General features: G+C 69.7%; 9 protein-coding genes. 2 read left to right on the forward strand and 7 right to left on the reverse strand.

Going from position 1 to position 12985, the window contains the following annotated elements; all coding sequences use genetic code 11:
* Positions 1-66: 66 nt before the first annotated feature.
* Positions 67-1290: a metal-dependent hydrolase family protein gene (locus AW274_RS04410; RefSeq protein ID WP_083973823.1), complete on the reverse strand. Its 1224-nt coding sequence runs from the start codon at positions 1288-1290 to the stop codon at positions 67-69.
* Between the two features lie 75 nt (positions 1291-1365).
* Here AW274_RS04410 and AW274_RS04415 point away from each other — a divergent pair, with 75 nt between their 5' ends.
* A complete protein-coding gene (locus AW274_RS04415) occupies positions 1366-3150 on the forward strand; it encodes a S9 family peptidase (protein ID WP_062429549.1) in 1785 nt (594 codons plus the stop codon).
* Positions 3151-3155: 5 nt separating this feature from the next.
* Here the strand turns inward: AW274_RS04415 and AW274_RS04420 are convergent, their stop codons facing one another.
* The 4 genes from AW274_RS04420 to AW274_RS04435 form a co-directional block, all read right to left on the reverse strand.
* A complete protein-coding gene (locus tag AW274_RS04420; RefSeq protein WP_062429551.1) occupies positions 3156-3953 on the reverse strand; it encodes a hypothetical protein in 798 nt (265 codons plus the stop codon).
* A 122-nt stretch (positions 3954-4075) separates the two neighbouring features.
* Positions 4076-5608, reverse strand: a complete 1533-nt coding sequence (locus tag AW274_RS04425) for a glycoside hydrolase family 43 protein (RefSeq protein WP_062429553.1) — start codon at positions 5606-5608, stop codon at positions 4076-4078.
* Between the two features lie 85 nt (positions 5609-5693).
* Positions 5694-8573: an endo-1,4-beta-xylanase gene (locus AW274_RS04430; protein ID WP_062429555.1), complete on the reverse strand. Its 2880-nt coding sequence runs from the start codon at positions 8571-8573 to the stop codon at positions 5694-5696.
* A 26-nt stretch (positions 8574-8599) separates the two neighbouring features.
* Complete coding sequence (locus AW274_RS04435; RefSeq protein ID WP_062429556.1) at positions 8600-9970, reverse strand: glycoside hydrolase family 5 protein; 1371 nt, start codon at positions 9968-9970, stop codon at positions 8600-8602.
* A gap of 157 nt (positions 9971-10127) precedes the next feature.
* On the opposite strand from AW274_RS04435, the gene AW274_RS04440 reads away from it, so the two are divergent.
* A complete protein-coding gene (locus AW274_RS04440) occupies positions 10128-11156 on the forward strand; it encodes a LacI family DNA-binding transcriptional regulator (protein ID WP_030454448.1) in 1029 nt (342 codons plus the stop codon).
* On the opposite strand, the gene AW274_RS04445 is transcribed toward AW274_RS04440, so the two are convergent.
* A complete protein-coding gene (locus AW274_RS04445) occupies positions 11131-11988 on the reverse strand; it encodes a carbohydrate ABC transporter permease (protein WP_062429558.1) in 858 nt (285 codons plus the stop codon). The genes AW274_RS04440 and AW274_RS04445 overlap by 26 nt on opposite strands.
* Positions 11985-12929: a carbohydrate ABC transporter permease gene (locus tag AW274_RS04450; protein ID WP_198169004.1), complete on the reverse strand. Its 945-nt coding sequence runs from the start codon at positions 12927-12929 to the stop codon at positions 11985-11987. The genes AW274_RS04445 and AW274_RS04450 overlap by 4 nt, the downstream gene beginning before the upstream one ends.
* Between the last annotated feature and the right edge of the window lie 56 nt (positions 12930-12985).

Here is a 12985-nt window from a genome sequence, read left to right on the forward strand (position 1 = left end):
TTGCGGGCACCGTCGCAACAACCTCAGTCGGCACCGAAAGCGGCACCGAGTGCTGGTCGCCGGTTGTCATGAGGCGGCCCGCAGGGTGTTCTCGACCACCTCGCCGCCCTTCATCACGAAGGCCACGTCGGCGAACTTCGTGATGTCGAGCTCTCCCGGCACCGCGACCAGGTCGGCGTACAGGCCAGGAGCGATGGAGCCGACCCGGTCAGCCCATCCCATGCACTCGGCGCTGGTCAGCGTCGCGGCTTTCAGTGCCTGGATCGGGGTGAGGCCGTGCTCGACCATGGTGGCCAGTTGCCGCCCCTGCAAACCGTGGGGGAAGCCGCCCGCGTCGGTGCCGAAGCCGATCTTCACCCCGGCCCGCACCGCCTTGCGGAAGCCCTCGCGCTGGGCCTCGGCGGTCTCGTCGTTCTTGCGGAGTTGTTCGGCGTCGTAGCCCTGCGACGGGCCCGTCTCTCGGATCCAGTCGGCCCACCAGATGTCGGCCGACAGGTAGGTCCCGTGGGCGGCCATCAGGTCGGCGGCCTCGTCGTCGAGGAAGCAGGCGTGCTCGATCGACCGCACGCCGGCGCGCACCGCCCGTTTGATGCCCTCGGTGCCGTGGGCGTGGGCGGCGACGTAGCGGCCGTACCAGGACGCCTCCTCGACGGCGGCGCGCATCTGGGCCTCGGTCAGCTCGGGCGCGCCGGGCACGGTGCCGTTGGCCAGCACCGCGCCGGTGGCGATCAGCTTGATCAGGTCGGCCCCGTGGAAGACGATCTCGCGGACCCGCTCCCTGATGTCGTCCACGGAACGCGTCTCGCCGAACCGGAACTCCTTGGGCACCTCGACGTCGGGGGCGAATCCGGTCAGCATCCCGCCACCGCCGCGAACCGTCACATAGGCCCCGGCGACGGCCATGCGCGGGCCGAGGACGTGCCCGGCGTCGATGGCGTCGCGCAGCGCCACGTCGACGAACGCCCGGAACGTGCCGACGTCGCGCACGGTGGTGAAGCCGGCGAGCAGCGTGTCGCGGGCGTTGGGGATGGACGCGAACGCCTGCCGGGCGGCGCTGTGCTTGAGCTCCTGGGCGTAGTCGCCGCACGCCGCCACCCCGACGAGATGGGTGTGCAGGTCGATCAGCCCGGGGGCCACGGTGACGTCGCCGAGGTCAACAACCTCTCCGTCGAACCCGGCGGCCGGACCGGTCGAGACGATCCGGTCGCCCTCGATGACGATGAGCTGATCGGTCAGCACCCGCTCGCCCACGACGTCGACGAGCCGGGCGCACCGCACCGCTCTGGTCACCGGTCCTCCCCTCCTGTTTTACTGAGTCGCTACTCAAACACAGCAGGGTTTACCTTGGCAATAACGGGAGCGGCGATGCAACCGAAGGACCTGGCGACCGACCGTCTGCTCACCGAACTGGCCGTCTCGCCCGACGGCCGCCACGTCGCCGTCGTCGAACGCCGCGTCGTCGCCGGCCGCGAACGCCACCGCCTCCTGCTGGTCCCGACGACCGGCGGCCGGCCCAGAGTCCTCACCGCCGAGGCGTCCGCGCCGTCGTTCTCTCCTTCGGGCACGTCCATCGCCTACCTGCACAAGAACCAGGTCCGTGTACGCCCCCTCGCCGGCGGCCCCGCCCGCACGGTGACGGCGTTCAAACGGGGCGTCGTGGAGTTCGCCTGGCTCGACGACACCCGCTTCGCCGTGCTGGCCCCCGACGACGAGTCGCCCGTGATGCGCGGCGACGTCGCCCGCGTCGTCCGCCGCCTCGACTGGCGCGAGGAGGGCCACGGCCTGCGCCTCCATCCGACCCACGTCCACGTGGTGGGCGACGAGGTGACGCGACTGACGCGGGGCGACTGGTGGGCGTCGTGCCTGCGCGTCCGCGGAGAGAAGATCGGTTTCATCGCCGACCGGGGCGACGACCGCGACCCGAACCCGCAGGTCCACGAGGTGACCCTGGCGGGCGAGCTGACCCAGCGCACCAGCCTGAAAGGCCCGGTCGTGCGCTTCACCTACACCGAGGACGGCGACGTCGTCGCGGTCGCGCCCCCGGTCCGCCGCCCCACCGACTGGGACCCGGAGACCGTCTGGCACGAGGACGCTCCGCTCACCGCCCACCTCGACAGGTTCGCCGGCCAGGCCCCCACCACCGACGAACGCCTGACGGTCGTCTGCGACGACGGCCGCGAATACGCCCGCGACCTGCGAACCGGCCGCGACCTGACTCCAAGGGAACTCGACCCGGTGGTGCACGCCCTGGCAGAAGGCGGCGGCGTCGTGTGCGCCATCGCGTCGTTCGGCGGCGCGGCCCGCCCCGACCTCTACCGCCTCGACCCGCTCGAACGCCTCATGTCATCGGGCTCGGCCTGGCTGGCCGACCACCCAGCCCCCGTCGAACGCGAAATGGAGATCGAGGGCATCCAGGTCTTCCTCACGGCCCCGCCCGGCACCGACCTCGACACCGCCCGCGGCCTCCCCACGGTGCTGGCCCTGCACGGCGGCCCGGCCTGGGCCTGGCCGGTCGCCCCCGACTCCGACGCGCTGCTGCTGGCGTCGGCGGGCTACCTGGTCGTCCGCCCCAACATCCGCGGCTCCTTCCACCGGGGCCGCGCGTGGGGCGACGCGCTCGGCGCGGACTGGGGCGGCCCGGACGCCGACGACTGCCACACCGTCGTCGACCACCTGACGGAGTCGGGCCTGGCCGGGAAACTGGCCTGCTACGGCAACTCCTACGGCGGCTTCCTGGTCAACTGGCTCATCGGCGTCAGCGACCGCTTCGCCGCGGCCATCAGCCAGAACGGGGTGACGAACCAGGTGTCGGGTTTCGCCGCCTGCGACCTCGGAGCCGTCTACGACGTGGACTCGGGCCTGGGCGACACCTGGACGGAAGAGGGGGTGGCCCACCTCTGGAAGATCAGCCCCCTGCGCAACGTCGCGAGGATCACCACGCCGCTGCTGCTCCTGCAGGGAGAACAGGACTTTCGCTGCCCGCCGTCGGACGCCGAGCAGATGTTCGTCGCGTTGCGACGGTTGAGGAGGGATGTGGAGTACGTCCTCTATCCGGACTCGGGCCACTCGATGACCCACGACGCCCGCCTGGATCGACGCGTCGACCGCTCAGAGAGGATGCTCCACTGGCTCAACCGCCACCTGCGCTGAGAACGCTAGACGAAGAGCTCAGCCGCGTCGTCGATGAAGGCCGCGCGCCTCACCCACTCGAGGATCTGGGTGGAGTCGGTGCACTCGGTCACCATCTCGCGCTGGACATCGTCGAGGGTCACCCCGCGCACGTCGAGGACGGCGAGCAGCGACTTGATCTCACCCTGGGTCTCCCCCACGGCGACGCCCTTGCCGAAGTGCTCCTTGGCGAACGGGCTGTACACGGGCCATTCGGTGGTCACGATCTCCTCCAGTTTGGTTCGGAGCGCTTCGGCGACGATGTTGTAGGCGTGTTCATAGTAGAACGCAGAGTGAGGACGGGGCATGTCCGCGAAGCCCCGCACGATCCCCAGAGCCACCTCGGGATCCTGGCCGTGGGCCATGAGCGACAGGGCGGCCAGGTGCGGGGCCTCGGGTACCTGCCGCCGGCCGACCACGGGGATGCGGTCAGGGCCGATGGCGATCGGATCGATGTGGAAGGTGTCGAGTTCGGTGGCGATCCGGCCGGCCGCCCATCCCGCCGTGTTCTGGTCGGGGCAGATGACCACCACCCAGACGGGACAGCTGTAGTGGAGCCACGTGGCCGCGACGTAGCGGGGTAGCTGCGGACGCTTCTCCGCGCTGGCGCGGAGTTGCATCTCGACGACCAGCGCGGCCTGCGGGAACCCCGGGGCTCCGACGGTGATGACCAGGTCGGGCCGGAGTTCCCGCGAGGGCCGGTCGTTCTTCTCGAACGGCTGGTGCTGGACCGGCAGCCCCTCCGGCAGATCGAGCAGCTTGGCCTGTTTCACCAGGTCAAGCACGAGCTGGGGCTGTTCGCGGAAAAGCTCGTTGAGTGTGTCGTGTTGTGATGAAGGCACGTGTCAGGAAGTTACCGACCCATTACCGTCCGCGCATCCGATTCAGTAGAACAGTCGCTCGAATTTCACCGCCCCTGATAGTCATACCAGGCAAAATGCGCCGAATTCGAGCTCTCTCGCCCCTCCGACGTCGCGTACAGCGCGATCATCGTCCCGATGAAGCCCCCGGCCACCGTCGAGCTCAGGATGCGCCCGTCGAGCACCGGCCCCAACGATCGCCACTCGCCCGGCGCGAGGGCGTAGCGGGCCTGGTAGTCCTGGCCGTGGGCCTCGAAGCCCAGCCACACGCGGCCCCCGGGGGCCTCGGTCCACCCGGCCAGGGTGTCGACGCCTTCGGCGCGGTGGATGAGTTCGAGGCCGCCGGCGCGCAGCGACAGGCGGATGTGGAAGTCGTCGTTCTGGATCAGGGCCAGGCCGGCGTGCTCCCCCTCCCCCGGCGTGAAGGTGAGTTCGGTGAAGACGGCGAAGTCGATGTGGGCCTGCGGCTGGGCGACCAGGCTGGGGTTGCCGTGCCCGGTCAGGGCGGGCGGGCGGACCTTGAGGGTCAGGCCGTCGCCGACCGTCCAGTAGGTCTCGCGCGGGGTGCGCAGGAACTGCCAGGCCGGGCCGAGGCGGTCGAAGTGGTCGCACGCCGGGGCGGCCGGCCACCGGTGGACGGGCAGCGCGGGGGCGGCGAAGTCGAGGGTCACCTGGTCGAAGACGGGCCATTCGTCTTCCCAGGTCACCCGGGTCAGGAAGGTCTCGCGGCCCAGGTTGTAGCCGTGCTCGCGCCGGACGTCCGCCATGGTGAGCGGGGTGGCGTCGGTGCCGCCGTAGGGGCGGGTGGCCAGCAGGACCGACCACCACTCGCCGTCGGGGGTGACGACCAGGTCGGGGTGGCCCGTCGAGGTGATGGGGTGGCGCAGGCCCAGGTGGCGGTGGGTCAGCACGGGGTTGCGCGGGTTGCCGACGTAGGGGCCGGCGACGCTGCGGGAGCGGGCCACCATGACGGCGTGGTCTTCGGCGGTGCCGCCCTCGGAGGTGACGAGGTAGTACCAGCCGTTCGCCTTGTAGATGTGGGGGCCCTCGGCCCAGATGCCGCCGCGCAGGTGGGGCGTCCAGATGACGGTTTCCTCGCCGACGAGCTTCTGCGAGGTCAGGTCGAGTTCGCGGAGCCAGATCTCGGTGTCGCCGTCGAACTCCTTGTTCTCGCGTTCGCGGGCGCCGTGCATCCAGCAGCGGCCGTCGTCGTCGAAGAACAGGGAGGGGTCGAAGCCGCGGGTCTCGGGGAACCAGACCGGCTCGCTCCACGGCCCTTCGGGCGAGGTGGCGGTGACCATGAAGTTGCCCGCCGTGTCCATCAGCGTCGTGATCATGTAGAAGACGCCGTCGTGGTGGCGGATGGTCGGGGCGTAGATGCCCAGCGACGGGCGCAGGTCGTCGAGGTCCAGCGAGTGGCAGACGTGGCCGAGCTGCCGCCAGTGGGTCAGGTCCCGGCTGTGGAAGATCGGGACCCCGGGGAACCATTCGAACGACGACGTCACCAGGTAGTAGTCGTCGCCGACGCGGCAGATCGAGGGGTCGGGGTGGTAGCCGGGAAGGATCGGGTTGCTGGACACCGGCGGGAGCCTCCGAACTGAGTGGCGCCGGGCCCCGCACGCTGCGGAAGGCGGGGCCCGGCGCCAGAACCTATTGGACCATGCACTACTTACCGAGCCGTAGCACGCCCCATCGCGCCGTGGACAGATAGCTCTGTCCGGTCGGGTCGTGCCAGGTCACCGCCGCGGTACGGGCGGTGCCGGTGGCGTCGTTGACCTGCACGTCGAAGCCGACGACCCGGTCGCGGGACAGGGTCACCGTGGGCAGCTTGATGGCCGCCTCGACGATGTAGCCGGTGGAGGTGCGCGAGACGGCGCTGGTCAGGTTGCCGCGGATCGCGAACGCGTCGAAGGTGCCGCCGATCGACTCGGCGCCGGCGAAGGAGATGCGGTACTGGCCGTCGTCGTCGTCATACCCCTTGGTCTTGTTGTTCTCCGGGTCGACGAAGATCTCGACGCTGTCCTCCTCCCACGCGTTGGGCGACTCGTCGCTGAGCACGGGGTCGGTGACCTTCGCCAGGACGTACAGCACGCCCGACGGCGACCACATCGCGCGGACCTTGGCGGTCGCGCCCGATGTGCCCTCGATCCAGGTGCCGGTGCCGACCGGGGTGGCCTTGTTCCAGGCCGCCTCGGCGACGCCGTCGACGACCGGGGTCTCCTTCGGCGCGGTGAACTCCTTCACCTCGGGGACGAAGGTCAGCGTGCCGCTGAAGACGGCGTCGGGGCCGGTGCGGGCGTCGTCGACCGTGAGGTCGAGCGTGGTGGCGGCGCCGGAGGGCAGCAGGGCCTCGGCCTGCCAGCCCGTGGAGGTCTTCCTGGTGTGCGCCTTGAACCCCTGGGCGGGCGCGCCGCGCGGGATCGTGTACGTCGCCGTCCCCAGCTTCAGGGACAGGGAGTCGGTGCGGTCGTCGGTCGCGTCGGTGACGTCCGCGAAGACGTACACGCCCGAAGGGGCCTTTCGCAGCTGGAAGGAGGCCGACACCGACCCGACCCGGGCCACGGGCTGGCCGGGCTGGCGGTCCCACTGCGCGTCGCGTTTGCCGTCGACGGTCACCGTGCCGGCCGGGACCGTCAGGGCGAGGCGGGCGGCGGGCAGCTTCGACGGGTCGGCGACGCCCCAGAAGGCGGGCTTGGCCTGGAGTTCGTCGTCGAAGGGCAGCGGCGCGTTGACGCGGGCGATCGGGAAGGTGGACAACCAGGTCTCGTCGTCGGCCACGCCCCAGATGGTCACCGACGACAACTTCGCGGCCTGCCGGCGGAAGACGTCGAAGATCTCCTTGTAGCGCTGCCCCTGGCGGGCCAGCACGTCGGCGGGCACCGTCGGGTAGGTCGACACGAAGTCGGTGTAGACCGACACGTCGAGCTCGGTGACCTGCTGGTCGACGCCGAGCGACGCGAACCGCTCGATGGTGTCCTCGATGTAGTAGGTCGGCGGCTGCTCGATGTTGACGTGGAGCTGGTGGCCGACGGCGTCGATCGGCACGCCCTCGTCGCGCAGCTGCTTGACGACCTTGTACATCGCCTCCCGCTTGCGCGGGAACTCGGTGTTGTAGTCGTTGAACACCAGCGTCGCGGCGGGGTCGACCTCGCGGGCGACCCGGAACGCGGTCCGGATGTAGTCGAGGCCGGTGATCTCGAACCACGGCGAGCGGCGCAGGCCGTCGGGCTGGTTCTCGTCGATGACCTCGTTGACGACGTCCCAGGTGCCGATGCGGCCCTTGTAGCGGCCCATCACGGCGCGGATGTGGTTCTCGATCCGCTGGAGCAGGACCTCCTTGGTCGCGCCCTCGAAGACCCACGCGGGGGTCTGGCTGTGCCAGACGAGGGTGTGGCCGCGGAACTCCAGCCCGTTGCCGGTGGCGAAGTCGACCAGGGCGTCGCCGTCGTCGAAGGTGAACCGCCCCTCTTCGGGCTCGGTCGCGTCCCACTTCAGCGAGTTGCCGGGGGTGACGCTCCCGTAGTGCTTGTCGATGAGCTTGGCGTGCTCGCCGAGCGTCGCGCCCCGGTGGAAGGCCGCGCCCAGGGTGAAGGGCACGGTGTCCTTGAGCGAGGGGATGTCGGTCTGGATGGGCTTCGGCTCGATGTATTCGAGCGTGAAGTCGTCGATCTCGAACGGCAGGGTGCCCTCGCCCGACTCGACGTAGACGCTCAGGAAGTCGACGTCGTGGGCGAGGGTGTAGGTCCCGGTCAGGCGGGTCCAGCCGGTGACGCTCACCGGCGCGGCGACGCGTTCGTACGACGGCGTGCCGTTCTGCCGCCGCTCGATCGACAGGCCGAGCGACTGCGCCTCGGCGCTGCGCACCCAGACCGACAGCGTGTACTTCGAGCCCTTGGCGAGCTTGCCCAGGACGTTCAGCGACGGGCCGTCCCACGACGCCTGGCGGTTGGTGACGGAGAGGCCGTACGCCCCCGCGTGTGCGGCCGCGCCCGTCGCCGTCAGGGTCGCGCTCGCGCGCGGGTTCCAGCCCTGGGCGGTGCCCGTCTCGAAGTCGGTGGACAGGCCCGACTGCGTGGGGTCGCTGTCCGACGTGATGACGATGTCGTCGACCGTGAACTCGGCCGTCGCGTCGGAGCTCTCGAAGTAGAGGTTCAGGGCCGAGTCGGCCGCGTAGCTGTAGGAGCCGGAGAGCTCGGTGAACTCACCCGGCGCCGACGTCGCCGCCCCGACGCGCTCCCAGGTCGTCGACCCGCCCGAGGGCGTGCGCTCGACGGTCAGCGCGACCGACCCCGACACCTTCGCGGTGACGTTGTAGGTCACGCCCTTCTCGAACGGCGGGGTGATCTGGGCGCCCATCCAGTTCTGGGTCCGCCCGCTCACCCGCAGGTTCCCGGCGGAGGTGTCGAGGGCGACCCCGTCTCCGCGCGGGCCCCAGCCCTGGGCGCCGGAGGAGAAGTCGTAGGAGGCGATGGTGGTGACATCCGCTCTAGCCGGGACGGCCAGGCATAACAGGACGAGCAGCGAGGCCGTCACGGCTCGGAACATGAGGGGGGTCTCCTAGTGCGGTTCCGCTAGTGCAGGTTCTGGTGGAGCAGGTCGAGCAGCGGCTGACGCCGGGCGCAGGAGGACAGGGCGAAGGAGTCGGCCAGGGCCAGCAGTTCGTCGTCGGATCGGCCGCGGAACACCTCGGCGTACTCGGGGACGAGCGCCTGGGCGATCAGGACGTGCCGGATGAGGTCGTCGATCTGGTAGCGGGCGCCCCAGGGGTAGGGGTTCCAGGAGGGGAACTCGGTCTCCATGAGCTGGTGCAGCGGCGTCAGTTCCGCCGTGCTCTCCTCCATGGTCGAGCCCCACCGGTCGGCCCCCAGACGGCCCTTCTTGGCGATGAAGTCGCCGAAGACGCCGATGTAAGGTTCACCGGCCGTCACGAGTCCCTGGAGACCGACGTCCTTGTACGTCCACAGCGACCACCCCGCGGAGTGCGCGTCGAAGATCTCCAGCTGGTCGCGGAGGATCTGGTACCGCTGCTCGTCGATGTCGGGGTTCCCCGTGTAGACGGGGCCGAACTCGCCCACCCAGATGGGGGTGCCGGTCTCGCGCTGGAACACCGTGCGCTTCTCGAAGGTGGCCTCCAGGGTCGAGCGGTCGACCCATTCGCCGCGCGTCTCGCCGGGGTAGGGGCCGCCGTGCGCGAACCCGGCCAGGGCGTAGTCGTGGCAGACGAAGACGGTGTTCTCGTAGACCTCGCGGAAGATCGAGAAGTCGGTCGAGTAGGTGTTGCCGTCGAGGAACAGCACATGGCCGGGGTCGACCGCGCGGATCGCCTTGACCAGCCGGTCGTAGTAGGGGCCGACGACCCGTCCGTGCACGTCGCCGGGCTCGTTGATGGGGTTGTAGCCGGCCACCCACGGGTTGTCCTTGTAGCGGTCGGCCATGGCCTCCCACAGGTGCACCGCGCGGTCCTGGAACTGGCGGTAGTTCCAGAAGGCGGCGATGTGGGTGGGGTTGTCGGAGTGCCAGTGCTGGTTCTGCGCGCCCGGGAGGGCGTGCAGGTCGATGACGCTGTAGATGCCGCGTTCGCCCAGCAGGCCGATGACCCGGTCGAGGTGGCGGAAGCCGTGTTCGATGATCTCGAACGGGCGGTCGTCCGACTCGAAGTGGCGGTAGTTGACCGGGATCCGGACGCAGTTCATGCCCAGGTCCCGTAAGAGGTCGGCGTCCTCCGGGCCGAAGAACGAGGTCAGCAGGCGGTCGAAGAACAGCTCCGATCGCTCCTCACCGAGGACCTCCCGGACGGCCGACCGCATGGTCGACTCGTTGGCCGAGTAGCCGGTGATGAAGTTCTCCATGTTCAGCCAGCCGCCGAGCCCGACGCCACGAAGGCGCACCGGACGCCCGGACGGGTCGACGAGGTGAGATCCGGACACGCGCAGGTCGGGCATCGCTTCCCCTTGAAAGTTTCGGAGTGTTACCGAATATTTCGCAAGCCGCAGCATAGATATCCAGCTCGCGGACCGTCAACAAACTGCTGGGAGCGCTACCACCGGGAATGACACCCCTGGTACGCGTACCCGAAACCTTTCGGATACACTTCCGGCCATGCCAGCGAAAAGGCGGGTGACGATCGCCGTAATCGCCCAAGAGGCGGGTGTGTCGGTCCCCACGGTGTCCAAGGTCATCAACGGCCGCCCCGAAGTCGCGCCGGAGACCCGGCAGCGGGTGGAACGACTGCTGCACAAACACGGCTACCAGCGCCGGGTCAGCCCCGGCGACGGCCCCGTGGGGCTCATCGACCTCGTGTTCGCCGAGATCGAGAGCCCCTGGGCCATGGAGATCGTGCGGGGCGCCGAGACGGCCGCCCGCGAGGCCGAGGCCAGCGTGGTCATCTCGGTCCTGCACACCCACGCCGGGCCGGGCCGCGACTGGCTGGAGCGCATCGCCGCCCGCCGCACCGACGGCGTCGTCGTGGTCGCCTCGCGCCTGTCGGCGGGTCTGCAGAACCAGCTGGCGGCCCGGTCGATGCCCTTCGTGGTGGTCGACCCCGAGGGCGAGCCGGCCGGTGGCGTCGCCTCCGTCGGCGCCACCAACTGGCACGGCGGCCTGGCCGCCACCCGGCACCTGCTGGAGCTCGGCCACCGCCGGATCGGGATGATCGGCGGCCCGGCCGACATGTTGTGCAGCCGGGCCCGCATAGACGGCTACCGGGCCGCGCTGGAGACCGCCGGGGTGCCCGTCGAGCCGGGCCTGATCCGCTACGGCAGCTTCCTCGCCGACGCCGGCCACGACCACGGTCATGCCCTGCTGTCGCTGCCTGACCGTCCGACGGCCATCTTCGCCGGCAGCGACATGCAGGCGTTCGGGGTCTTCGAGGCGGCCCGGCAGCGCGGGCTGCGCGTGCCCGAGGACCTCAGCGTGGTCGGCTTCGACGACCTGCCGCTGGCCCAGTCGGCGTGGCCGCCGCTCACCACGGTCCGCCAGCCGCTCCAGGACATGGCCGCGCTGGCCACCCGGATGGTGCTGGCGATGGGCCGCGGGGAACACCCCGAGGCCCGCCGGGTCGAGCTGGCCACCGACCTGGTGGTCCGCGAGAGCACGACGCCGATCACCCTTTCGTCGCCCCCGCAGTGAGGCCGCCGATGAGCTGCCGCTCGGCGACCGCGTAGAAGGCCAGCGCCGGGATCATCGCCAAGACCACGTACGCGAGGATCTTGGCGGTGTCGGCCGAATACTGGCCGCTGAACTGCTGCACGCCCACGGGGAGCGTCCACCACACCTTGTCGTTGAAGACCACCAGCGGCAGGAAGAAGTTGTTCCAGCTGTTGACGACGGCCAGCACCGACACCGTGGCCAGTGCGGGGCGGGCCATCGGCAGCAGGATCCGCCAGAAGAACCCGAACGGCGTGCAGCCGTCGAGGATGGCGGCCTCCTCCACCTCGTGCGGGATCGACCGGAAGAACGACCGCAGGATGATGATCGTCAGCGCCAGGCCGAAGGCGGCCTGGGGCAGGATCACCCCGAGCGGGTTGTTCAGCAGGCCGAAGAACCGCAGGATGATGAACAGCGGCAGGATCGCCACCGCGAACGGGAACATCAGCCCGGCCGCGAAGATGGTGAACAGCAGTTCCCGCCCCCGGAAGGCGAACCGGGCGAACACGAACGCCGCGAGCGCCGAGACCGCGACCGTGACCAGCGCCGTGCTGAGCGCGATCAGGGAACTGTTGAAGACCTGCCGCCAGAAGTCCGACGACGCCAGCACGTTCGTGTAGTTCTCAGGTACCCACGGCGCCGGCAGTCCGATCGGGTTGTTGGACAACTGCGGGTTGTCCTTGAAGCCGCCCAGAACGCCGTACACGATCGGCACGATGACGAACACGCCGATGACGATGACGATCGTGTGCAGGGCGATCGGCCGGGCGATCCGCGCCGGCGTGGTCCGGCGTTCCCGCGCGTGGACGCTCATCGGCGGCCACCTCCCATGGTCGTGGTGGCCCCGTCGAGGTCGCGCTTGAGCACGAACCGCTGGTAGCCGATGGCGAAGACCAGGCTGAGCAGGAACATCACCACGCTGATCGCGCTGGCGTAACCGACCTGGAAGCGGTTGAAGCCGATGTCGTACATCGTCACGCCGAGCGTCTCCGACGCGTGCACGGGACCGCCCCCTGTCAGCACGTACACCAGGTCGAAGAGCTGGATGGTGCCGATCACCGACAGGAAGATCGTGATCCGGATCGTCGGGCCGAGCAGCGGCAGCGTCACATAGCGGAACACGTGCCACGGGCCGCAGCCGTCGATCTGGGCCGCCTCGGTGAGCTCCTTGGGGATGCTCTGCCGGCCGGCCAGGTATAGGATCACGTAGAACCCGAAGTACTTCCAGGTGATGACCACGAACAGCGAGAACATGACCGTGTCGGGCTCGGACAGGAAGCTGGACGACCCGAGTCCGAGGAAGCCGAGGACCTCGTTGGCCAGCCCGCGCTCCGGCGAGAGCAGCATGCTGAACAGCACGGCCGCGATGACCTCGCTGAGCACGTACGGCGCGAAGAACAGCAGCCGGTAGACGGCCCGCAGGCGCATCTTCTGGTTCAGCAGCAGCGCGATCGCCAGGGACAGCGGCAGCTGCACCACCAGCGACAACACGATCAGGAGAGCACCGCGCCGCAGGTCGCCGAGGAAGATCTCGTTGTCCAGCAGCCGGGTGAAGTTGTCCAGCCCGACGAAGTTCGTCGGCAGCAGGCCGAAGCCGTTCCACTTGAAGACGCTGGAGTACATCGCCAGCAGGATCGGCGCCAGCACCAGCAGCGAGAACAGGATGACGCCGGGCAGAAGGAACAGGATGATGGTGATCCGCTTCCGCGCCTTGCCCTGGTTCTTGGGGGCCCGGGGCTGCGTCGGGGGGATCAATCGTCGCGGGACCGGAGAGGCCGTGACGGCGCTCTCCGGTCCTTTTGTCGTCTTCA

This window comes from Herbidospora daliensis, from assembly GCF_001570585.1.
GTDB classification, from domain to species: Bacteria; Actinomycetota; Actinomycetes; order Streptosporangiales; family Streptosporangiaceae; genus Herbidospora; species Herbidospora daliensis.